Origin of the sequence: Pseudomonas rhizophila, assembly GCF_003033885.1 — a bacterium.
GTDB classification, from domain to species: domain Bacteria; phylum Pseudomonadota; class Gammaproteobacteria; order Pseudomonadales; family Pseudomonadaceae; genus Aquipseudomonas; species Aquipseudomonas rhizophila.
This window is the reverse complement of sequence record NZ_CP024081.1, coordinates 528,493-551,119: the sequence shown is the minus strand read 5'-3', so window position 1 is coordinate 551,119 and position 22,627 is coordinate 528,493. Positions and strand designations below refer to the sequence as shown.

Genomic DNA, 22,627 nt, shown 5'->3' with positions numbered 1-22,627 from the left:
CGATGGCGGTGTGTCAGTCAGCATCCATTCTGAATGTTCTGACGCTATCGCGAGCAAGCTCGCTCCCACAGGGGTTCGAGGAGAATCTGGAAAATGCTGCAAGTCGACAAGCTGCACCAATACTACGGCGGTAGCCACATCCTGCGCGGCCTGTCATTCGACGTGAAGGTCGGCGAGGTGACGTGCCTGCTGGGCCGCAACGGCGTGGGCAAGACCACCCTGCTCAAATGCCTGATGGGCCTGTTGCCGGCCAAGGAAGGGGCGGTGAGCTGGGAAGGCAAACCCATCACCACCTTCAAACCGCACCAACGGGTGCACGCCGGTATTGCCTACGTGCCTCAGGGCCGGGAGATTTTCGGACGGCTGACGGTGGAAGAAAACCTGCTGATGGGCCTGTCGCGTTTTCCCGCCGCCGAGGCCAAAGAGGTGCCGGCGTTCATTTACGAATTGTTCCCGGTGCTGCTGCAAATGAAACAACGCCGTGGCGGTGACCTGTCCGGTGGCCAGCAACAGCAACTTGCCATTGGCCGGGCCCTGGCCAGCCGTCCGCGCCTGCTGATTCTCGACGAGCCCACCGAAGGCATTCAACCGTCGGTGATCAAGGAGATCGGCGTGGTCATCAAGAAACTGGCGGCCCGGGGCGACATGGCGATTTTGCTGGTGGAGCAGTTCTACGACTTCGCCGCCGAACTGGCCGATCAATACCTGGTGATGTCCCGGGGCGAGATCGTGCAGCAGGGGCGCGGAGAAAATATGGAAGCCGAGGGTGTGCGCGGGCTGGTTACGATCTAGTCTGTAGCGCTCTAACGATAATCGGAAATCATGAACCTACCTGTCTCCTTACTGGCGCCTTCGGCCCTGTTCACCCCCAGCTGGCATGCCGAGCTGGAACTGGGTTATGCCCGGTTCGGTGACTGCACGCGTCCGGTGCAGCGCCGCCACAAAGGTCCGCTGCGGGTGCAAAAACACCTGTACGCCGAGGGCCCCGAAGTGTGCCAACACATCATCGTCCACCCGCCCGGCGGGATTGCCGGCGGTGATCGGTTGGACATCGCGGCCCACGTCGGCCCCGCTGCCTGGGCGCAGTTGACCAGTCCCGGCGCGGCCAAGTGGTATCGCGCCGCCGGCCCGGCCTATCAGCAACTGAACCTGAGCGTGGCCGCGGGGGCGACCCTGGAATGGCTGCCCCAGGAAACCATCGTCTTCAGCGCCGCCCAGGCCGAACTCAGCACCAGCATCGACCTGCAGGGTGACGGGCGCCTGTTCTACTGGGACATGGTGGCCCTCGGCCGGCCGGCCAGCGGTGAACGATTTGACCTGGGGCACTTCCAGTCGCGGCTGGACATCCGCCGCGACGGGCAGTTGCTCTGGCATGAACGCCAGCGCATTGTGGGCGGTGACGGATTGCTCGACTCGCCCATCGGGCTGGGCGGCGATCCGGTGTTTGCCACGTTGTTGGTGACCGGGGAAATCGATAGTGCGTTGCTGGAACAGTGCCGATCTCTGGGCCATGACGTGCGCGGCGACCTGACTCAATTGCCCGGCCTGATCGTGGCCCGGTGTCTGGCGAGCGAGGCGCTGCTGGCGCGGGGTTGGTTGATTGAATTGTGGCGTTTGCTCAGGCCTGCATTGCTTGGAAGAGAGGCCATGCCGCCCAGAATCTGGAGTACATGAATCTGCTTTCCTGTGGGAGCGAGCTTGCTCGCGATGGCGATGGAACATTCAACATTAATGTCGACTGACACACCGCTATCGCGAGCAAGCTCGCTCCCACAAAGGATCTCCCACAAGGAGATCTGTGTTTACAGCAAGAATTTTTTATCTGCCCTTATGGATTGCACATGGACCTGACCCCACGCGAAAAAGACAAGCTGCTGATCTTCACCGCCGGCCTCGTCGCCGAGCGACGGTTGGCTCGCGGCTTGAAGCTCAACTACCCGGAGGCGATGGCCTATATTTCCGCCGCCCTGCTCGAAGGCGCCCGCGATGGCCAGACCGTGGCCGAGCTGATGCATTACGGCACCACGCTGTTGACCCGCGAACAGGTAATGGAGGGCATCCCGGAAATGATCCCGGAGATCCAGGTCGAGGCGACGTTTCCCGACGGCACCAAACTGGTCACTGTCCACCAGCCGATCGCGTGAGGCCGCACCATGACCTATGACATTCGAGACGCCCGCCACGCCGACTTGCCAGCGATCCGTGACATCTACAACGACGCGGTGCTGAACACCACGGCGATCTGGAACGAACAGGCCGTGGACCTGGGCAATCGCCAGGCATGGTTCAGCGCCCGTCAATCGCAAGGCTATCCGGTGCTGGTGGTGGTCGATGACGAAGATAACGTCCTCGGCTATGCCTCGTTCGGCGACTGGCGACCCTTCGATGGTTTCCGGCACACCGTGGAGCATTCGGTGTACGTACGTGATGACCAACGCGGCAACGGCTTGGGCTCACTGTTGATGACGGCCCTGATCGAGCGCGCCAGGGCGTGCGGCAAACACGTCATGGTCGCGGCCATCGAAAGCGGCAACGCCGCCTCGATTCGCCTGCACGAGCGGGCTGGCTTCATCACCACCGGGCAGATGCCCCAGGTGGGCACCAAGTTCGGCCGTTGGCTGGACCTGACTTTCATGCAGTTGATCCTCAACCCAGGGGCGCTACCGCCTGCCGTCGACAAGGAGTGATGCCTATGAACCCCGCCCAGTTGCGCCGAGTCCACGCCGAGAGCTTTGCGCACTACCGCCAGGGCCTGATTGATCTGTTGCTCGACGCCGTCGGCTATGGCGCCAGCGTGGGGTTCATGGCCGATCTCGATGCGGTCCAGGCACGCGCCTATTTCGATGAGGTTCAGGCCAGTCTCAATCAGGGCCACTTGCTGCTGTGGGTGGTGGTCAAGGATGAACAGGTGCAGGCCAGCGTCCAACTTGCCCTGTGCCAGAAACCCAACGGCCTCAACCGTGCCGAAGTGCAAAAGCTGCTGGTGCGCGGCGAGGCTCGCCGCCGCGGCCTGGGCCAGCAATTGATGAGCGCCCTGGAACTCGGCGCCCGCCAGCACAAGCGCGGCCTGTTGTACCTCGACACGGAGGCTGGTTCCGAGGCCGAGGCATTCTACCGCGCCATGGGCTACACCCGCGTCGGTGAACTGCCCGACTACTGCCAGAGCCCGGACGGGACGTACACCCCGACCGCCATTTACTACAAGACTTTGGGGCAACCGCAATGATTCCAGGCCAATACCAGGTCCAGCCCGGCGACATCGAACTCAACGTCGGTCGCCGCACCCTCACCCTGAACGTCGCCAACAGCGGCGACCGGCCGATCCAGGTCGGCTCGCACTATCACTTTTTCGAAACCAACGACGCCCTGACCTTCGACCGCGCCGCCAGCCGTGGCATGCGCCTGAACATTCCGGCCGGCACCGCGGTGCGCTTCGAACCGGGCCAGAGCCGCGAGGTGGAACTGGTGGATTTGGCGGGCCATCGCCGGGTGTTCGGGTTTGCCGGGCGGGTGATGGGCGACCTTTAAGCCATAGGGTGCCAGCACCGGCCCCATCGCGAGCAGGCTCGCTCCCACAGGGGAATGCGATCAACTGTGGGAGCGAGCCTGCTCGCGATGAGTGAGCGAAGCGAACGGTTTCCACATTCAATTGAATTCCAAGGCAAGCACATGAAGATTTCGAGACAAGCCTACGCCGACATGTTCGGCCCCACCGTCGGCGACAAGGTCCGCCTGGCCGACACCGAACTGTGGATCGAAGTGGAAAAGGACTTCACCACCTATGGCGAAGAAGTGAAATTCGGCGGCGGCAAGGTGATTCGCGACGGCATGGGCCAGAGCCAGCTGCTGGCCGCCGAGGTCGTCGACACGCTGATCACCAACGCGCTGATCATCGATCACTGGGGCATCGTCAAGGCCGATGTCGGTCTCAAGGACGGGCGCATCAAAGCCATCGGCAAGGCCGGTAACCCGGACATCCAGCCCGATGTGACCATCGCCATTGGCGCCAGCACCGAAGTGATCGCCGGTGAGGGCATGATCCTCACCGCCGGCGGTATCGACACCCACATTCACTTCATCTGCCCGCAGCAGATCGAAGAAGCCTTGATGAGTGGCGTGACCACCATGATCGGCGGCGGTACGGGCCCGGCCACCGGGACCAATGCCACCACCTGCACCTCCGGGCCGTGGCACCTGGCGCGCATGCTCCAGGCCGCCGACGCTTTCCCAATGAACATCGGCTTCACCGGCAAGGGCAACGCCAGCCTGCCAGAGCCGTTGATCGAGCAAGTCAAGGCCGGTGCCATCGGCCTGAAGCTGCACGAAGACTGGGGCACCACGCCGGCAGCCATCGACAACTGCCTGAGCGTGGCCGATCAGTACGACGTGCAGGTGGCGATCCATACCGACACCCTCAACGAATCGGGTTTCGTGGAAACCACCCTGGCCGCGTTCAAGGGCCGCACCATCCACACCTATCACACCGAAGGCGCCGGTGGCGGCCATGCGCCAGACATCATCAAGGCCTGCGGCTTTGCCAATGTGTTGCCCAGCTCCACCAACCCGACCCGGCCATTCACCCGCAACACCATCGACGAACACCTGGACATGCTGATGGTCTGCCATCACCTGGACCCGAGCATCGCCGAAGACGTGGCCTTCGCTGAAAGCCGCATCCGTCGTGAAACCATCGCCGCCGAAGACATCCTCCACGACCTGGGCGCGTTCTCGATGATCAGTTCCGACAGCCAGGCCATGGGCCGCGTCGGTGAAGTCATCACCCGCACCTGGCAGACCGCCGACAAGATGAAAAAGCAACGCGGCGCCCTGCCCGGCGATGGCGAAGGCAACGACAATTTCCGCATCAAGCGCTACATCGCCAAGTACACCATCAACCCGGCGATCACCCATGGCATCAGCCATGAAGTGGGCTCCATCGAAGTGGGCAAGTGGGCCGACCTGGTGCTGTGGCGCCCGGCGTTCTTCGGCGTCAAGCCGACCCTGATCCTCAAGGGCGGGGCGATTGCCGCCAGCCTGATGGGCGACGCCAACGCCTCGATCCCGACACCGCAACCGGTGCACTACCGACCGATGTTCGCAAGCTTCGGCGGCTCGCGGCACGCCACCAGCCTGACGTTCATCAGTCAGGCCGCCGCCGAGGCGGGGCTGCCCGAACAGCTTGGACTAAAGAAGAGAATTGCCGTGGTCAAAGGCTGCCGGAATGTGCAGAAAACCGACCTGATCCACAACGACTACCTGCCGAACATCGATGTCGATCCACAGACCTACCAGGTCAAGGCCGATGGGGTGTTGTTGTGGTGTGAACCGGCTGATGTGCTGCCGATGGCGCAGCGCTATTTTCTGTTTTGAATGGAGTGAGGACCTGAGAGCAAGACTTGTGGGAGCAAAGCTTGCTCGCGATACAGGTGCCTCAACTCTTGAGAACCGAGTTGAATTCATCGTGGGCAAGCCTTGCTCCCACAGGTTGGCGCTTGTTCATTGAGCGTTTTTTACTCCACCAACCGCCCCAACCGCTGCTTGAGCATGCGGTTTTCGCTGCGCAGTTGCTGCACTTCTTCCAGCAGGTCCAGCGCCAGGGCGACACCTTCCCATTCCAGTTCCAGCTCGCGGCGCAGCTTGGCCGCACGCCGGGCCAAGACCAGTTCGTAATCGGTGAAGCGCCAATCCGCCGGGGCCGCGCCATGGGGTTCGAGAATGCCATGCTCGACGATTTCGATCACATGGACATCCGCCAACGCAGCGGCCTCGCAAAATTCCATCAGGTTCAGTTCAATGATCGGGTTGTTCATGGTCTGCTTCTCCCAATGCTTTAACTGTCGAGTCTAGCGCCTCAAAACAGTCAGAAATTCTCCCGCGGATCGAACGCAGCCTTCTTTGCCAGCTCCGCCCACAACGCCTTGACTGCCTCGTCGCTGGCCTTGGGCATCACGGCCTTGAGCTGTACGAACAGGTAACCGCGCTCGCCGGCCTTGTTGCGCAGGCCGTGGCCCTTGGCGCGCATGCGCTGGCCATTCTGGCTGCCGGCCGGAACCTTGAGGTTGATCTTGCCCGTGAGGGTCGGCACCGCCACTTCAGTGCCCAGTGCCAATTCCCACGGCGCCAGGGGCAACGTGATGATCAGATCCTGGCCTTCGACGTCGAACTTGGGGTGCGGGGCAAAACGAATGGTCAGGTACAAATCGCCATTGGCACCGCCGCCAATACCCGGCGCACCCTGGCCCTTGAGGCGGATGCGTTCGCCGTCGGTCACGCCCAGGGGAATCTTCACGTTCAGGCTTTTGCTGGTATTGCTGACGTGCTGGCCGGCGGCGTTGTACTGCGGCACCTGGAAGCTGACCTTCTTCGATTCGCTCGACAGGGTCTCTTCCAGGAAAATCGGTAGTTCCATTTCCACGTCTTGCCCTCGACGGCCGGTGCTGCGGCCTGACTGTCCGCCACCGAAACCCGGCCCGCGATTACCAAAAATCGAGCTGAAGAAATCCGAAAAATCGCCGGTGTCCTGTCCACCGCCAAAGCCGCCCCGGCTTTGCCAGCCCGGCGGTCCCTGGAAAGGCTGGCCGTGCTGGCCATAGCGACGCAGGTCATCGTACTCGGCGCGTTTGTCGGCGCTCTTCAGCGCTTCATAGGCTTCGGAGACGTCCTTGAATTTGGTCTCGGCATCCTTTTCCTTACTCACATCCGGGTGGTATTTGCGGGCCAGTTTGCGATAAGCAGCCTTGATCGTGGCGTCATCAGCCGTCGGCTCCACACCCAGAATCTTGTAATAGTCTTTGAAGTCCATCGAAGGATCACCATCCGTTATCGATATCGCACCGCCACCCGCAGCATGCTCGTGATACAAGTCCTGGGGTTTGACCGATCTCAAGGTTTGTGACCGGGCGGCGCTTCAGAAGTTTATCGGCAGCCGGTGGCGGTTCTTGTACTCGCCTTGTGGCTGCCAGGCCCATGCCAGCAAGTTTGGGGGTGCGACGCTGTCTTTCAAGGCCAGAGTTTACGAATTAGCAGATAACCGGCCTTCGAATCCGTGCCGCACTGACATACACTGCGCGGCCGTTTTTTCAACTGGAATCCGAAAGACATGAAAAACGCATCTCCGGCCCGTGCCTGCGGCATCGACTTTGGCACGTCCAACTCCACTGTCGGCTGGCTGCGCCCCGGCATGGAAACGCTGATTGCGCTGGAGGACGACAAGATCACCCTGCCCTCGGTGGTCTTTTTCAATCTCGAGGAACGCCGCCCGGTGTATGGCCGCCTGGCCCTGCACGAGTACCTGGAAGGCTACGAAGGCCGGCTGATGCGCTCGCTCAAGAGCCTGCTGGGGTCCAAGCTGATCAAGCACGACACCAGCGTGCTGGGCACGGCCATGCCGTTCAAGGATCTTTTGGGACTGTTCATCGGCCAGTTGAAGAAGCGCGCTGAGGCCACCGCCGGTCGGGAATTCGAAGAAGTGGTACTGGGTCGCCCGGTATTTTTCGTCGACGACGATGAAATGGCCGATCAGGAAGCGGAGAACACCTTGGTGGACGTGGCCCGCGCCATCGGCTTCAAGGAAGTCTCGTTCCAGTATGAGCCCATCGCGGCGGCCTTCGACTATGAGTCGACCATCGAGAGGGAAGAGCTGGTACTGATCGTCGACATCGGTGGCGGTACTTCGGACTTCTCCCTGGTACGCCTGTCGCCCGAGCGGCGCACCCATGACAACCGTCACGCCGACATCCTCGCCACCGGTGGCGTGCACATCGGCGGCACCGACTTCGACAAGCAGCTCTCGCTGGCCGGCCTGATGCCGCTGTTCGGCTACGGCAGCCGCATGAAAAGCGGCGCCTACATGCCCACCAGCCACCACATGAACCTGGCGACCTGGCACACCATCAACGCGGTGTACTCGCAGAAATCCACCCTGGCTCTGGGCAGCATGCGCTACGACATCGAAGACACCGGCGGCATCGACCGGTTGTTCAAGTTGATCGAACAGCGCGCGGGGCACTGGCTGGCGATGGAAGTGGAAGAAACCAAGATCCAGCTGACCCACTCCGACCAGCGCCATTTGCTCCTGGACCGGATCGAGGCAGGCCTGAGCGTGGACCTGAGCCGGGAACTGTTCGAATCGGCCATCGACGGCCTGCTGGAGCGGGTGCGCGGCAGCGTCACGCAATTGCTCAACGATGCCAACGTACGCGTCGATCAGGTGGATACGGTGTTCTTTACCGGTGGCTCCAGCGGCATCCCGGCACTGCGCAACAGCGTCTCGGCGATGCTCCCCCTGGCCCGGCATGTGGAAGGCAATATCTTCGGCAGTATCGGCAGCGGGCTGGCGATCGAGGCGATGAAGCGTTACGGCACGCAGGTCTGATTCAAGTTCTGCGGCGCATCTATCGCGAGCAGGCTCGCTCCCACATTGAACCGCATTCCCTCTGAAGGAACTCGCTCAACGGTGGGAGCGAGCCTGCTCGCGATGGCGTCAGAACAGGCGACGCCGATCAGATCAAACCATCCCCACCTGCTTCAACTCACTCTTCAAGTAAGCATAATAAATCGGCCCCGCCACCACGCCCGGCAGGCCGAACGCGGCTTCGAACACCAGCATCGCCATGAGCAATTCCCAGGACTTGGCGCTGATCTGCCCACCGACGATGCGGGCATTGAGGAAGTATTCGAGCTTGTGGATCACGATCAGGTAACCCAGCGCCGCCATTGCCACCCAGATCGACAGCGACAAGGCGACGATGGTGATCAGGGTGTTGGACATCAGGTTGCCAATGACCGGCAGCAGCCCCAACAGGAACGTCATGACGATCAGGGTCTTGGTCAGCGGCAGGTGGATGCCGAACAGCGGCAGCACCACCGCCAGGAAAATCCCGGTGAAGAAGGTGTTGAGCAGGGAAATCTTGATCTGGGCGAACACAATGTTGCGGAACGCCTTGACCAACAGGCTCAGACGGTCGAACAGCGCCGCCGCCAGGGGCTTGCGCTTGGTCAGGTCGGGGATGCGCTGCAGGGCGACGATAGCCCCCAGGACCATGCCGATCAACAACGTCACGAACATGTGGGCCGCATCCTTGCCCACCAACTGCAGCTCGCTCAGGTGCTTGCTCATCCAGTCGCCAATGGCCACCCGAAACTCGGCCGCGCTGGCCGGCAGGTAGGCGTCGATGAACGGTGGCAACTGCCCCCGGGCGCGGTCGACCACCGTCATGAACATGTCCAGGGATGCGCCAGGGTTTTCCGCCTCATGGAGCAGGAAACTGAAGGCCCCGGCGAAAATCAACGACAGCACACTGACCACCAGCGTGCCCAGCAGCGCCACCGCCAACCAGCGGGCCCGCCGGCCCTCGATCAGCCGTTGCAACTGCGGGGTGAGCATGTTGACCAGCTCGAACACCAGCAAACCGGCCAAAAGGCTCGGCAACAGGCGCAGTGGCAGCACCAGCAACAACCCACCAAAAATGATCACCCAACTGATCACCAACAAGACATGACGCTGAGAAAACGTTGGCATACAGCCTCAGAACAAAACGGCGTGAAAGGATCGGCAGTCTGCCAGCGTTCCACCAACAGCACTAGGGATTGTATCGGCTGACCTCGATCACAGTGCAGGTGTTTTTTGTAGCGCCTTTGCCGGCCCCATCGCGAGCAGGCTCGCTCCCACAATGGACCGGGCAGTGCAAATCAACTGTGGAAGCGAGCCTGCTCGCGATGAGGCCTTCACCGTCTGAAAAAATCCCGGCGGTTATTTTTTCTTCAGACACTCACTCATGAACGCTTTACGCGCATCGCCTTTCAGTGCCTGGGTCGTGGCCGTGGCGTTGCAGGTTTTCATGCGTTCCTGCGGGGTGCTGGCATCGACGGGGGTGGCCTTGAGGCAGTTGCTCATGAAGGCTTTGCGCTCGTCGCCCTTGAGGGCCTTGGCGGTGGCGTCGGCATTGCAGGTGGTCATCTTGTTCTGTTGGGCCGTGGCGGCGAAACCCTGGGAAGACAGCAGCAACCCGATCACCAACAAAGGAACACGCAGCATCTTCATGATGTTTTCTCCTGGCTGCCGCACGATGGGTACGGCGATGAGGTGCAGTGTAGACAACGCCTGTTACACCTTCATCTGCGCGAATTTCCGTGCCTGATTGACCGTCATCGCGAGCAGGCTCGCTCCCACAGTTGACCGCACTCCGCCAGAAGAAACCCAATCCGAATGTGGGAGCGAGCCTGCTCGCGATGACGGACAACCCGACCTGAAGCCCTACACGCCGGCAGCCTTCAACCGCTGCGCATGCTCGACGAACAAGCGAACCGGCTCGGCGCCCTTGCCCACCAGCCCCAGCGACTGGTTGATGATATCGAAGTGATCCAGCGGATAGTCATCGCCGATCACCGTGCCCAAATGCGAGCTGTAACGCCCGACCATGCCGTCGCACTGCCCGGCCTCACGCACGAAAGTGCGGGCGAACAGCCGGCAGCTCCGGTGGGTGCCATCAAACAGGTTACGCCCCCTGTTGGTCTTGCCTGGCTGCAAGGTTCCGGACCAGGAGTAATAACGCACGCCATTGACCACTTCCGGTCCGTTCCCGCCCCACGTTTCCGGCAGGCCCTGGGGATACTGCTGGTTGAACAGGGCCACGCCCGCGGTAGTGAGAGAGGCGTGGGACGCCTGGATATCCACCGGCAACCGGGGCCCGCGATAACCGGTTTCCAGCAGGCTCATCAGGGCGCCGATCAACCGCAGCAAAGCACTGAGCAGGCGACCCTTGGCGCTGTTGGCCGGGTAATGGGCCTGCAGGTAATCAGCCAGCTCGGACCCATGGTTGGTGCCGGCCACCGAAGTGACCGATGCCACCAGGTCCGGGCGCTTGGCCGCCGCGTAGCGTGCCGTGAGGGCGCCCTGGCTGTGGCCGATCAGGTTGACCTTCTGCGCACCGGTTTGCGTGAGGATCTCCTCGATCCGCGCGAGCAACTGCTCGCCGCGCACCTCGGATGAGTGCAGCGGTGACACCTGCACAGCAACCACCACTGCCCCACCCCGGCGCAACGCCGAGACGATCCCGTACCAATACGGATACAGCACCAGACGAATGAACCCGAGCATTCCGGGGACCAGCACCAGCGGGTAACGAGTGGCGCACTGTTGTGACATGGCGACATCCTTGATCAATAGGTGGTCAGCATCGGTATCGATGATGACCAGTCTATGACACCCGCGCCATCAGAACGTCTGCGCCAACCCCAGCAAGCGTTGCTCGGCCTCGGCACAGGATTGGGCGAAACTGCGCTCAGCCGACTCCTCACCTTCGGCGGCAACCACCGTCACATCGGTGATACCGATAAAACCCAGCACGGTGCGCAGCAGCGTGTCGGCGTGGTTCATCCCTTCAAGCTGACCACCCGGCCCGAAACCGAAGTCGCCACGACTGGTCACGATCAGCGCTTTCTTGCCCAGTACCAGCGGTTCGTACTGCGACACACCGTTATCCAGGCTGTGGTTGAACGTCAGCCCGATCCGCACGATCTGGTCGATCCAGGCTTTTACACCGCTGGGCACGCTGAAGTTGTGCATGGGCGCGGAGATGACCAACCGATCATGGGCCTGCAATTCCGTCACCAATGCATCACTGAGTGCCAGATCCGCCTGCATGGTCAACGGTCGGGCTTGCGGTTCGGGGTAGAACGCCGCCGCGATGAACGCTTCGTTGACCGGAGGAATCACGGTGCGCCCCACTTCGCGCCGGCTCAACTGGGAGTGCGGATGGGCCGCCTGCCAGGCCGAGACAAAGCTTTCGGTCAAGCGTCGGGAGTGAGAACGCTCGCCACGAGGGCTGCCATGCACGACAAGAATTTTGCTCATCTGAATCTCCTTGGGTTGCGACTACAATCAATAGAACCTTTCGGCTTAAAGCTTGATGTCCAACGCGGTAGCCGGGCAAATGAGGGCTCGTCACGCAAGATGAGTTAATTTCACCCATGGCACTTCAGGAGATCAGTAATGTTTGCCACGCTGCCCCTCAACGCACTGCGGGCCTTTGAGTCTGCCGCACGGCTGCTCAGCTTCAAGGCTGCGGCGGCGGAGCTGTCGGTGACACCCACAGCGGTTTCCCATCAGATCCGCGCCCTGGAAACCTGGCTAGGTGTGCAGCTGTTCGAACGCCAGCCGCGCCAGGTGCGGCTCACCGACGGCGGCCAACGCTTGTTCCACAGCCTGCACGGGGCCCTGCTGGAAGTGGCGCAAAGCGTCGACACCCTGCGCCCGCAACGCACCAACACTCACCTGACACTGTCCACCACCGCAGCGTTTGCCACCCTGTGGCTGGTGCCGCGCCTGGGCCGGTTTTATGCGCGTCATCCGAATATCAACGTGCGCCTGGACACCCACTGCGAAGTGGTCGATCTGCATCAGGACGCCAGCGTCGATCTGGTGGTGCGCTACAGCCTGGACAGCTACCCGAACCTGTACGGCCTGTGCCTTTTCGATGAACACTTCGGCGTGTACGGCTCGCCGGAACAAGTGGCCCTGGCCGCGCAGAGGCAGCCCACGCTGATCAGCGTGCGCTGGCACAATTCCAAACTGTATGCCCATGGCTGGGAAGCCTGGTGCGCTCAGGCCGGCGAAACCTGGCTGGCCCGGCAACCTTGCATGCGCGAGTACGATGAGGAGCATTACGCCCTGCAAGCGGCGATAGCCGGGCAAGGCCTGGTACTGGCGAGCAACATCCTCGCTTCCGAAAGCCTCGCCAGTGGCCTGTTGGTGGCTTATCGGCCGCAGATTCAGGTCAACGGCGCTGGCTACAGTGCCCTGTGCGTTCCAGGCCGTGAACGCCATCCGCCGGTGCGGGCATTCTTCCAGTGGCTGGAGGAAGAGGCGCGGCAGTCCGCTCATGCACTGAAAAATTCGGTAAAACTTTTCGAGGATCGCGTCACTCAGATTTAGAGCGATCACGCCAACAGAGCGTGACGCCCTACCGGATCAGCCTCCAGGAGAATGCTATGAGTGACATGCACCTATCCGATGTAACCACCCTGCGCGAACGGGCACGGCAGAACGTGCAGAACGGCGCGGTGACCGAGGGCTACAGCGCCGATCGACCGGAAGTCATTCGCCTGCTCAATGAAGCGCTGGCCACGGAGCTGGTGTGCGTGCTGCGCTACAAGCGCCACTACTTCATGGCCACCGGCCTCAAGGCCAGCGTGGCGGCCAGCGAGTTTCTCGAACACGCCAACCAGGAAGCCGAACACGCCGACAAGCTCGCTGAGCGCATTGTGCAGTTGGGCGGCGAGCCGGAGTTCAACCCCGACCTGTTAACCCGTAACTCCCACGCCCAGTACGTGGCGGGGAACACCCTCAAGGAAATGGTCTACGAAGACCTGGTCGCCGAACGGATCGCCATCGACAGCTACCGGGAAATCATCCAGTACATCGGCGAAAAGGACCCGACCACCCGGCGAATCTTCGAAGACATCCTGGCTCAGGAAGAAGAGCATGCCGATGACATGGCCGACATCCTGGCCGATTTGTAATACCGCTATCGCGAGCAGGCTCGCTCCCCCATTGAATCGTGTCCTGTCGCGGTCGATGTGGGAGCGAGCCTGCTCGCGATGGGGCCAGTAACCTCACCGCAAAGCCTGGCTAGCGGGTTGGTTTGACCGTCACCGGTGCCTTGCCGGCCTTCATCTGCTCCAGCAACGGCGCACACTGGTTCGGCTCGCCACCGCTGGGCGCAACCAGGGCCAACAACCCGGCCGCCGGCGCGGCAATGACGCCCAGCGCCACCATCCCGGCCCCACGCAGCATCAACGGCACGGCCTTGACGCCCGCCGCGGGCTTGGCGAAGGTGCCGCGCACGTACAAGGGCGAGCGCAGGGAAATCAAGCGCCAGCCCTTGGACTCCGGAGTGATGGTCAGGTCCAGTTGTTCGGTGGCCATGTTCGCCGTGCCATCGACATAAATGATCGCGTTCGCCGTGTCGAACACGAACAGGCGAGTGGTCGCCAGGCCGGTCTTGATGTCGAAGTCCGCCGCCGCGCAGTTGATCTTCACTTCCTCGTCGCCAAAGATTTTCCCCACCACATAGTTACCGACGTTCAGCCCCGCCAGTTCCATCAGCTCCCGACTGATGGCGCCGTCGTTGATGAGCATTTTCAACGTGCCGTTGGAGGTGCCCAGCAACGCCGCCACCGAATTGCCACGGCCGGTGATATCGGCATCGCCGTTCAGCTCACCGAAGCTGGTTTTCATCGGCGCGAAACCGGGGAACAACTCCTTGAGCTTGAAACCCCGCGCCGTCAGCTTCGCCTGTCCCTCAAGGGGCCGGGTGCGGCCGTTGAGGCGGATCTGCGCGTCGAGCCGGCCACCGGCCACACCGAAGCGCAGGGGCTCAAGGCTTAGTTGGCCGTCGTTGAGCACCAGATGCGTGTAAAGGTCGGTGAACGGTAACTGCTCACTGTGGACGATTCGTTTGCCAGTGAACTCCACATCGGCATCCATCACGCCCCAGCGCTCGGTACGAAACTCTTCCACGGGCAGCACTTTGTCGGACGGCTGTTTGCTCGCGCCGCCTCGGGCCTTTTGTTCGGCGTTGGAATCGGCGCCGATCAGGGGGGCCAGGTCGCTGAACAACAGTTGATTGGACACCAGCGCGCCACTGAGTTTTGGCCGCGGCTGGCTGGCAACGTAGGCCAGGTCACCGTGAATATCGCTATCGCCGATCTTGCCGTTGAAGGCCTCATAACGAAACAGTGCCCCGCCGGGCTCGTGGAGTTTGGCGATCAGGCGGCCATCGGTGGAATAGGGCGGCGAATCCGGCAGGGTCACGCCGGTCAGCGGATAAAGATTGGCCAGGCTGTTCCCGGCCAGCTTCAAGCGCAGATCCAGCGCCCCCAGGTTCATCGGGTCGGTCAGCGTGCCGGCCAGTTCGACACGGGTATCACCGATCTTCGCCTGAGCCTGCAACGGAAAAGGTTGCGAGGCATCCTGCAGAGCCAACAGGCCACCGACCTTGCCGGAGCCTGCCAGGTTCTGCCCGTGGTACTGGCCGTTGACCTTGAAGGCAAACGCATAATCCTGGGGAGCCGCACCTGCGTCCCGGGCTTTTTTCGCAGCATTGTCGCCGACGATATCGCTGAACGGGATGGGTTTGCCCAACGGGTCGATCAACAGGTCCAGGCGGGTTTTCAGCGTCTGGTCATCAATAGTGACATGGCCTTTGTCAAAGCCGATGGTACCAATGTCCACGACCCAGCTGGACGGCTCGGCGTCGGGGTCTTTCGGATCGAACTCGAACGTCCAGTTGGCGCGACCATCGGCCAGGCGTTGCAGGTTGGCGTCGGGCTCGGTCAGGTCGATGCGGGGAATTGCCACTCGCCGGGCCAGCAAGGCCAGGGGCGAAATGCGTAATTCGACGCGCTTGAGCGTGACCATTTGCGCAGTTTTCGACCAGTCCGGGTTGCCCAGGCTCAAGTCTTCGGCCACCACATGGGGCCACGGCACCCAGGCCCGCCAGCCGCCTTCCAGCGGTTCGCGCTGCCAGACCACCGCCAGGTTGCCATTGATGGCGAACGGGCGATGCAACTCTTCGGAAACCTTGGCATTGAGCGGCGGCTTTATCCGGTTCCAATCGAAGAACGCGATGACCAGCACCAATACGGCCAGCAGGAAAACAAGGCTGGCGAAGGTCCAGGCGAAGATTTTTGAGGTGCGCGTCATGCACAAGGCTCCTGATGACAAATCTGCGTCCGGACGGCGACGCCTTGGAAACACGAGCCTGTAATCGGCTCGTTGTGAAGAGTAGGACTGGCGATACGGCCAACTGGTTTAACACTTTGGGCGACGGGCGGTACAAAAAACTGAAAAAATCCTGACCAAACCGCCAACTACCTGTTACCGCCCCCGCACTTTTGCGTGGCATCAATGGGTACAAAATACCCACTGCGGTGCAAAACCACGCCTCGCAAAGGCCCGTTCTAGAGCCTTTCCACAGAACAATCAATTCCGTTGATTATTACCATTGCCTTTATGAACTTTTATATCGACTTATCGAGAGTAGCATTGCCTCCGTACCCACTTTATCGCCCTCCCAAGGAGCAATGATCATGAAACGCCAATTACTGATGAGCCTCACCCTTTCAATGCTGGCCTCCACTGCTTTCGCACTGCCAGCCTCCGAACAAGCCACGCCGCAGGTTAAAGACAGCCGTTCGGTCTATAGCCAGACCGTTGCTGAAGATGGCTTCGACCAGACCCGTCAAGGTCAGGAAGTGGCTGAAGGCGGCTACGAACGTACCCCTCAAGGTCAAGAAGTAGCTGAAGGCGGCTACGAACGTACCCCTCAAGGTCAAGAAGTAGCCGAAGGCGGCTACGAACGTACCCCTCAGGGCCAGGAAGTGGCTGAAGGTGGCTACGAACGTACCCCTCAGGGTCAGGAAGTCGCTGAAGGTGGCCGTGACCGCCTGGAAGAAAAAGGCCTGGTTGAAGGTGGCTACGAGCGCACCCCACAGGGCGCCATTGCCGAAGGTGGTGGTGACCGTGTGATCGAACGCAACAGCGCAGTGAGCTGAGCCCATGGTGGCCTGGAAAAAAGCCCGATTCCTGCAATCGGGCTTTTGACTTTCCGAGAACCTCGTTTTCCCCGCTATATCCCCCTCTACCGTTCGACGTCGGCAAAGCCGATTTGCTAGAGTGCGTCGCTTCCGTGAATCAGAAGTCAGCCCTGCGATGCTGCCCCGCGCCGAACAGAAACAACAGACCCGCAATGCCTTGATGGATGCAGCCCGTCATTTGATGGAGTGCGGCCGAGGGTTCGGCAGCCTGAGCCTGCGCGAAGTCGCCAGGACCGCCGGCATCGTACCCACCGGGTTCTACCGGCATTTCGACGACATGGACCAACTGGGCCTGGCTCTGGTCAGCGAAGTCGGTCAGACCTTTCGCGAAACGATCCGGCTGGTACGCCACAACGAATTCGTCATGGGCGGCATCATTGATGCCTCCGTGCGTATTTTCCTCGACGTGGTCCAAGCCAACCGTTCGCAATTCCTGTTTTTGGCCCGTGAGCAATACGGCGGCTCGCTGCCCGTGCGCAAGGCCATCGCCTGTCTGCGTGAAGGCATCAGCTCGGACCTGGCCGCCGACCTGGCATTGATGCCCAAGTTGCAGCACCTGGACCTTGCCGCTTTGAGCGTAATGGCCGACCTGATCGTCAAAAGCGTGTTCGCCACCCTGCCTGACATTATCGACCCACCCGCTCACGCTCTCCCCGAACACCTCACGCCCCAGGCGAAGATTACCCAGCAACTGCGGTTCATCTTTATTGGCCTCAAACATTGGCAAGGGCTGGGCAGTACCGAGTAGCCACCGAGACGTTTCCTTTGTGGGAGCGAGCCTGCTCGCGATAGCGGTGGGTCAGTCAGCGTTGATTTTCTGATGCACTGATATCGCGAGCAGGCTCGCTCCCACAGTGTTTCGCGAAAGCTGCAAAATGGTGCGCGATATCGACAAGCGCACCATAACGGCACGCAATCCGCCCCATCCTGAAACGCCATCCCAGCTATTTCCTACACCTTCTTCGATTGGCAAGCCCCTTGCTCTAAACACAGCACCGTTCATTGCTGGAAGCACTCCGATGCTGGTGATTCACCGCAGAATCGACACTCAACCCCGCTGGGACGCCGAGCTGCACCTGACCTTCGACGCCCGCAGCAAAAGCCGCCTGCGCTGTTTCAGTGCCGAGGGTGAAGATGTGGGGTTGTTCCTTGAGCGAGGTCAGCCGCCGTTATACGACGGCGAATGCCTGCAAGCTGAAGACGGACGCATCGTGCGCGTCTGCGCCCGCCCCGAACAATTGCTGCATGTCACCTGCGCCAATGCATTTGAACTGACCCGCGCGGCCTATCACCTGGGCAATCGCCATGTCGCCCTGCAAGTGGGCGATGGCTGGCTGCGCCTGCTGGACGATTACGTGCTCAAGGCGATGCTCGAGCAACTGGGTGCCAGTGCCGAAAACATAGAGGCTCCGTTCCAACCGGAACACGGCGCGTATGGCGGCGGCCATCATCATTCCCGACACGGCGACGAAGATTTCAACTACGCGCCACGCCTGCATCAGTTCGGCGTACGCACATGAACCCGGCGTGGGCGCTGCTGCGTCTGGCCAGCCCGCAATTGCCGATCGGCGGCTACAGCTATTCCCAGGGATTGGAGATGGCAGTGGATAACGGCCAGGTCAAAACCTGCGACGACGCCCGTCGCTGGATCAGCGATCAGTTGCTGTTGAACCTGGCACGCTTCGAGGCGCCTTTGCTACTGGCCCACTGCACCGCCGCCGCCGCCGACGACTGGGACGCCTTGCTGCAACACTGCGAGGAACACCGCGCCAGCCGGGAAACCCGCGAGCTGCATCAGGAAAGTCGGCAGATGGGTTATTCGTTGCAGCAGTTGCTGGGCGGCCTGCCGGAACTCGATGCCGCGGCACGGCGCTTTCTTGAACAACGTACTGAACCGCACCTGGCCCTGGGCTGGGCCTTGGCCGCCCGCGCCTGGAACATCAGCCCCCAGGACGCCCTGGCCGCCTGGTTATGGAGCTGGCTGGAAAACCAGTTGGCCGTCCTGATGAAGACCCTGCCCCTGGGCCAGCAAGCCGCCCAGCGCCTGACCAGCGAACTGCTGCCACTGCTGCAACAGGCTCAACACAACGCCTCGAACATTGATCCCGACCATTACGGCAGCGCCACGTTTGGCCTGTCCCTGGCGTGCATGGCCCATGAGCGCCAGTACAGCCGCCTGTTCCGTTCCTAGGAGACCCTCATGAATACACAACCTCTGCGCGTCGGTATCGGCGGCCCGGTAGGCTCCGGCAAAACCGCCCTGACCCTGGCCCTGTGCCTGGCCCTGCGTGAACGCTACAACCTGGCGGTGGTCACCAACGACATCTACACCCGTGAAGATGCCGATTTTCTGGTGCGTAACGAAGCCTTGGCGCCGGAGCGGATCATCGGCGTGGAAACCGGCGGTTGCCCGCACACGGCGATCCGCGAAGACGCCTCGATCAACCTTGAGGCCGTGGATCAATTGAACCGACGGTTTCCGGGGCTGGATCTGATCCTGGTGGAATCGGGCGGCGATAACCTTTCGGCGACCTTCAGCCCAGAGCTGTCGGACCTGACCATTTATGTGATCGATGTCTCGGCCGGCGACAAGCTGCCGCGCAAAGGCGGACCGGGCATCTGTAAATCCGACCTGCTGGTGATCAACAAGATCGACCTGGCGCCACTGGTGGGTGCGTCCCTGGAAATGATGGACAGCGACACCCGTCGGATGCGCAACGGCAAGCCGTTCGTGTTCAGCAACCAGAAAACCGGCCAGGGCCTGGAGCAGATCATCGCCTTCATCGAACGCCAGGGCCTGCTGACCGCCGCCTGATTTTTCAACTTCAACTGTTCACACGCTCAACAAGGAAGCTTATCCATGACATTCAAACGCCTGCTTGGCGCCCTCGCCCTGTTGCTGACCCCGGCCTTGGCCTTTGCTCACCCTGGCCATGGCGATAACGGCCTGATGGCCGGCCTCGGTCACCCCATCGGCGGGCTGGATCATCTGCTGGCCATGCTGGCGGTCGGCTTGTGGGCCGCCCAACAACAAGGCGCGGCGCGCTGGGCGCTGCCGTGCACCTTCGTCGTCAGCATGCTGATCGGCGGTTTGCTGGGCTTTGAAGGCCTGGACCTGCCTGCGCTGGAAAGCGGGATTGCCGCCTCGGTGCTGGCCTTGGGCCTGGCGGTGGCACTGGCGGTGCGCCCGCCGCTGAGCCTGGCGATTGGCGCGACGGCGGTGTTCGCGCTGTTCCATGGCGTGGCCCATGGTCTGGAACTGCCGGACATGACAAGCCCTTGGGCTTATGCGGCCGGTTTTGTCGCGGCGACGGCGGCGTTGCATGGCGCAGGCTACGCCGTGGTTCGCGTCTTGCCGCAAGCGGCCGCCCCTCTGGTGCGTCTGGCCGGAGCGGGTTCGGCGGCGGCTGGAGTGTGGTTGTTGGCGGGTTGATTTTCAGCACCCATCAAGGCTAATCGCGAGCAGGCTCGCTCCCACAGGGTATGGCATACGCCAATAAATGTGGGAGCGAGCCTGCTCGCGATGACGGACTGGAAGGCCTCGCCTCTCTCGAACTTGCCACTCTGCTACCATGTCGCGCAATCACCCCTCCAGCCGTGACGACGTCCACCAATGCCCGATGCTTCCCGCCCCGCTCCTGCACCTGAACTGACTGCCCTGTTCGCCACGGTACGTCAGCACTTTCACGACGTGATCGTGCCGATGTGGCAAGGCCCGGGATGGAATGCCGAGCTGGCGCTGCCCTATGAATCCCTCGATACCCGGCACAAGCCGCTCGAGCCCCAGCGCTACCGGGCGATGGCCTGTGCGCGACAGCTATACGTGTTCGCCAGCCTGATCGGCGAAGCGCCACAGGCCGAAGAACGGGCTGGCGCACTGTTCCGCTCCCTGCAGCGGCACTTCCATGATGGCGAACATGGTGGCTGGTTCTACAGCATTGACCCCCAAGGCGTACCGCTGGACACCGGCAAAGACCTTTACACCCACGCTTTCATCCTGTTTGCCTGCGCCCATTACTGGAGCAAGGTTCGCGAGCCGCTGGTGGAGTCGGTACTCAACGCGGCCCTGGAAGTCATCGCCCGGCGCTTTGCGACCGGAGACGGCCTTTACGAGGCCAGCCTGGGACGCGATTGGTCGACCCGCGCATCCGGCCCGCTGCAAAACCCGTTGATGCACCTGGCCGAAGCCTTCCTCGCCACCCTCTCGGTTCGCGACGACATCAACGTGCGCCAGGCATTGCTGGCCCTGTGCGATGCCATGTTCAAGCACTTCATCGACCCGCAGCAGCGCGTCATGATGGAGAAACCGGTCAAGGCTGTGGATAACTGGTTTGAGCCAGGCCATCAGTTCGAGTGGTATTACTTGCTGGCCTCATCGCCCTTGTTGCGCGGCGGCAAGTTGCACACAGCCCTTGATAGCAGCTTCAGCCGTACCGAACAGCAAGGCGTGAGCCCGCAGTCCGGCGCGGTGTGCGCCATGCTGAGCCTGGGATCACAGGTACCGCGGGACGCCACCCAGCGCATCTGGGCTCAGGCGGAATATTTGCGGGCACTGACATTACGCCCGGGCAATCAGGGCGCATTGCTGCATCAACTACGGGCGTTGCAGCAGCACTTCCTGCATGCCAAAGGCTGGAACGAATGCCTGGACGCCGACGGCACTGTCAGCCGCCAGGACATGCCATCGACCACGCCGTATCACCTACTGACCTGCTACCGCGGGCTGGCTGATTATCTGGCCTGACCGGTAAATCGCTATCGCGGGCAAGCCTTGCTCCCACAGACATTTGGCCGACCTTGCCCCATAGATGAGTCAACTCTTTGGGAGCAAGGCTTGCCCCATAGATGAGCCAACTCTGTGGGAGCAAGGCTTGCCCGCGATGAACGATAACGCGGTCTTACGCCTTGTTGCGCTCAATGGCAAACCCGGCCCAGGTCTGGCTCACAGGCATCAATTCCAGGCTGTTGATATTGATGTGGGCCGGAGTGTTGAGCACCCAGAAAATGGTGTCGGCGATATCCTGCGGCTGGATCGGCTCGGCCCCGGCATAGGTCGCGTTGTAGCGTTCCTGGTCACCCGCAAAGCGCACCAGGGAAAACTCGCTCTCGCACAGACCCGGCTCAATGTTGCTTACCCGCACGCCAGTGCCTTGCAGATCGCAACGCAGGTTCAGGGAGAACTGTTTGACGAACGCCTTGCTCGCCCCGTACACGTGGCTGCCAGGGTACGGATAGTTGCCGGCGATGGACCCCAGGTTGACGATCCCGGCACCACGGCCATGAGCGATCAGCCGCGGCAACAGCAGGCGGGTGCTGTAGATCAAACCTTTCACGTTGGTATCGACCATCGTGTCCCAGTCATCGAGGTCGCACTTGGGCGCAGGATCAACGCCCAGCGCCAGACCGGCGTTGTTGATCAAGCCCCGCAATTTGGCGAAGGACGGTGGCAGGTTGGCGATCGCCTCCTCCATGGCTGTGCGGTCACGCACATCAAGCACCAGACCATGGACTTCAGTCTGCTTCGACAACTCGGCGCACAGGGCAGTGAGGCGTTCTTCACGACGACCGGTCAGCACCAGTTTCCAGCCTGCTTCGGCAAAACGACGGGCACAGGCTTCACCGAAACCGGACGTTGCGCCGGTAATAAACAGGGTGTTGGACATCGTGTTCTCCTTGGGGCTCAAAACAGCCAATGAATGGAAATCGGCCCACAGCATGCCCGGCCTGGCACAGCATGGGCAAGACTTCTGGAAGCGAGGTTTCATTCGAGCATTGCTCATAAAACAACCAATCGGCGCCAGGCCTTATGAAACAAGGGCCACAGGCGGTTGCCCGCAACTTATCCACAGGCGGGTCCACAGCAATCGGGGGCAAGTGCAAACTTCCCAAGCCGCTGTGCATAAGGCTTTGCGAGGGATTTGGAAAATTTTTTCCCTTGACCCTGCAATGCAGGTTGTGCAGATCGACTTATCTGCTATAAGCCGACGGTAAAAAGAACGATGGCTTCAAGCCAGCAAATTCGGCCCTC

General features: G+C 61.4%; 25 protein-coding genes. 17 read left to right on the top strand and 8 right to left on the bottom strand.

Features of this window, described 5'->3' with window-relative positions; translation table 11 throughout:
* Window positions 1-93: 93 nt before the first annotated feature.
* The 7 genes from urtE to ureC all read left to right on the top strand — a co-directional run bounded on the left by urtE (window position 94) and on the right by ureC (window position 5,370).
* Window positions 94-792 carry an urea ABC transporter ATP-binding subunit UrtE gene (gene urtE / locus CRX69_RS02520; protein WP_047227362.1) on the top strand — a complete coding sequence of 233 codons (699 nt, stop codon included), beginning with the start codon at window positions 94-96 and terminating at the stop codon, window positions 790-792.
* 30 nt (window positions 793-822) lie between these two features.
* Window positions 823-1,674, top strand: a complete 852-nt coding sequence (locus CRX69_RS02515) for an urease accessory protein UreD (protein WP_047227361.1) — start codon at window positions 823-825, stop codon at window positions 1,672-1,674.
* Window positions 1,675-1,841: 167 nt separating this feature from the next.
* Window positions 1,842-2,144 carry an urease subunit gamma gene (ureA, locus tag CRX69_RS02505; RefSeq protein WP_047227360.1) on the top strand — a complete coding sequence of 101 codons (303 nt, stop codon included), beginning with the start codon at window positions 1,842-1,844 and terminating at the stop codon, window positions 2,142-2,144.
* 9 nt (window positions 2,145-2,153) lie between these two features.
* Window positions 2,154-2,687 (top strand): GNAT family N-acetyltransferase, encoded by a 534-nt coding sequence (locus CRX69_RS02500; RefSeq protein WP_047227359.1) that lies wholly within the window; start codon window positions 2,154-2,156, stop codon window positions 2,685-2,687.
* Between the two features lie 5 nt (window positions 2,688-2,692).
* Complete coding sequence (locus CRX69_RS02495; protein WP_003197345.1) at window positions 2,693-3,226, top strand: GNAT family N-acetyltransferase; 534 nt, start codon at window positions 2,693-2,695, stop codon at window positions 3,224-3,226.
* A complete protein-coding gene (locus CRX69_RS02490; RefSeq protein WP_014336352.1) occupies window positions 3,223-3,528 on the top strand; it encodes an urease subunit beta in 306 nt (101 codons plus the stop codon). The genes CRX69_RS02495 and CRX69_RS02490 overlap by 4 nt, the downstream gene beginning before the upstream one ends.
* Before the next feature lie 141 nt (window positions 3,529-3,669).
* The gene (ureC, locus tag CRX69_RS02485) at window positions 3,670-5,370 is read left to right on the top strand and encodes an urease subunit alpha (RefSeq protein WP_047227358.1); all 1,701 of its coding nucleotides are present in this window, start codon (window positions 3,670-3,672) and stop codon (window positions 5,368-5,370) included.
* 140 nt (window positions 5,371-5,510) lie between these two features.
* On the opposite strand, the gene CRX69_RS02480 is transcribed toward ureC, so the two are convergent.
* Both CRX69_RS02480 and CRX69_RS02475 read right to left on the bottom strand, forming a co-directional pair.
* Entirely contained in the window at window positions 5,511-5,810 is a 300-nt protein-coding gene (locus tag CRX69_RS02480; RefSeq protein ID WP_047227357.1) for a chaperone modulator CbpM, read from the bottom strand.
* 50 nt (window positions 5,811-5,860) lie between these two features.
* Window positions 5,861-6,802, bottom strand: coding sequence for a DnaJ C-terminal domain-containing protein (locus CRX69_RS02475; protein WP_047227356.1), 942 nt, complete (start codon window positions 6,800-6,802; stop codon window positions 5,861-5,863).
* Between the two features lie 297 nt (window positions 6,803-7,099).
* Between CRX69_RS02475 and CRX69_RS02470 the strand changes: the two genes are divergently transcribed.
* A complete protein-coding gene (locus CRX69_RS02470) occupies window positions 7,100-8,374 on the top strand; it encodes an Hsp70 family protein (protein WP_076382874.1) in 1,275 nt (424 codons plus the stop codon).
* Between the two features lie 132 nt (window positions 8,375-8,506).
* On the opposite strand, the gene CRX69_RS02465 is transcribed toward CRX69_RS02470, so the two are convergent.
* The 4 genes from CRX69_RS02465 to CRX69_RS02450 form a co-directional block, all read right to left on the bottom strand.
* Window positions 8,507-9,520, bottom strand: coding sequence for an AI-2E family transporter (locus CRX69_RS02465; RefSeq protein WP_047227354.1), 1,014 nt, complete (start codon window positions 9,518-9,520; stop codon window positions 8,507-8,509).
* 231 nt (window positions 9,521-9,751) lie between these two features.
* Window positions 9,752-10,042 (bottom strand): PsiF family protein, encoded by a 291-nt coding sequence (locus tag CRX69_RS02460; RefSeq protein WP_047227353.1) that lies wholly within the window; start codon window positions 10,040-10,042, stop codon window positions 9,752-9,754.
* Between the two features lie 213 nt (window positions 10,043-10,255).
* Complete coding sequence (locus CRX69_RS02455) at window positions 10,256-11,146, bottom strand: esterase/lipase family protein (RefSeq protein WP_047227352.1); 891 nt, start codon at window positions 11,144-11,146, stop codon at window positions 10,256-10,258.
* Window positions 11,147-11,215: 69 nt separating this feature from the next.
* Window positions 11,216-11,854, bottom strand: a complete 639-nt coding sequence (locus tag CRX69_RS02450; RefSeq protein WP_047227351.1) for an FMN-dependent NADH-azoreductase — start codon at window positions 11,852-11,854, stop codon at window positions 11,216-11,218.
* 138 nt (window positions 11,855-11,992) lie between these two features.
* Here CRX69_RS02450 and CRX69_RS02445 point away from each other — a divergent pair, with 138 nt between their 5' ends.
* Window positions 11,993-12,934: a LysR substrate-binding domain-containing protein gene (locus tag CRX69_RS02445; protein WP_047227350.1), complete on the top strand. Its 942-nt coding sequence runs from the start codon at window positions 11,993-11,995 to the stop codon at window positions 12,932-12,934.
* A gap of 56 nt (window positions 12,935-12,990) precedes the next feature.
* The gene (locus CRX69_RS02440; protein ID WP_047227349.1) at window positions 12,991-13,521 is read left to right on the top strand and encodes a ferritin-like domain-containing protein; all 531 of its coding nucleotides are present in this window, start codon (window positions 12,991-12,993) and stop codon (window positions 13,519-13,521) included.
* Between the two features lie 109 nt (window positions 13,522-13,630).
* On the opposite strand, the gene CRX69_RS02435 is transcribed toward CRX69_RS02440, so the two are convergent.
* Window positions 13,631-15,706, bottom strand: coding sequence for an AsmA family protein (locus CRX69_RS02435; protein ID WP_076382880.1), 2,076 nt, complete (start codon window positions 15,704-15,706; stop codon window positions 13,631-13,633).
* A 386-nt stretch (window positions 15,707-16,092) separates the two neighbouring features.
* Here CRX69_RS02435 and CRX69_RS02430 point away from each other — a divergent pair, with 386 nt between their 5' ends.
* The 7 genes from CRX69_RS02430 to CRX69_RS02400 all read left to right on the top strand — a co-directional run bounded on the left by CRX69_RS02430 (window position 16,093) and on the right by CRX69_RS02400 (window position 21,343).
* A complete protein-coding gene (locus CRX69_RS02430; RefSeq protein WP_047227347.1) occupies window positions 16,093-16,557 on the top strand; it encodes a hypothetical protein in 465 nt (154 codons plus the stop codon).
* Between the two features lie 157 nt (window positions 16,558-16,714).
* On the top strand, window positions 16,715-17,347 hold the full coding sequence (locus tag CRX69_RS02425) for a TetR family transcriptional regulator (protein WP_047227346.1): 633 nt from the start codon (window positions 16,715-16,717) through the stop codon (window positions 17,345-17,347).
* A gap of 271 nt (window positions 17,348-17,618) precedes the next feature.
* Window positions 17,619-18,119 (top strand): urease accessory protein UreE, encoded by a 501-nt coding sequence (gene ureE, locus CRX69_RS02420; RefSeq protein ID WP_047227345.1) that lies wholly within the window; start codon window positions 17,619-17,621, stop codon window positions 18,117-18,119.
* Window positions 18,116-18,790 carry an urease accessory protein UreF gene (locus CRX69_RS02415; protein WP_076382884.1) on the top strand — a complete coding sequence of 225 codons (675 nt, stop codon included), beginning with the start codon at window positions 18,116-18,118 and terminating at the stop codon, window positions 18,788-18,790. Before ureE ends, CRX69_RS02415 begins: the two co-directional genes overlap by 4 nt.
* Window positions 18,791-18,799: 9 nt before the next feature.
* A complete protein-coding gene (gene ureG / locus CRX69_RS02410; RefSeq protein ID WP_047227343.1) occupies window positions 18,800-19,414 on the top strand; it encodes an urease accessory protein UreG in 615 nt (204 codons plus the stop codon).
* A 45-nt stretch (window positions 19,415-19,459) separates the two neighbouring features.
* The gene (locus tag CRX69_RS02405; RefSeq protein WP_047227342.1) at window positions 19,460-20,032 is read left to right on the top strand and encodes a HupE/UreJ family protein; all 573 of its coding nucleotides are present in this window, start codon (window positions 19,460-19,462) and stop codon (window positions 20,030-20,032) included.
* 180 nt (window positions 20,033-20,212) lie between these two features.
* Complete coding sequence (locus tag CRX69_RS02400) at window positions 20,213-21,343, top strand: AGE family epimerase/isomerase (RefSeq protein ID WP_047227341.1); 1,131 nt, start codon at window positions 20,213-20,215, stop codon at window positions 21,341-21,343.
* A 154-nt stretch (window positions 21,344-21,497) separates the two neighbouring features.
* Here the strand turns inward: CRX69_RS02400 and CRX69_RS02395 are convergent, their stop codons facing one another.
* Window positions 21,498-22,262 (bottom strand): SDR family oxidoreductase, encoded by a 765-nt coding sequence (locus tag CRX69_RS02395; protein WP_047227340.1) that lies wholly within the window; start codon window positions 22,260-22,262, stop codon window positions 21,498-21,500.
* Between the last annotated feature and the right edge of the window lie 365 nt (window positions 22,263-22,627).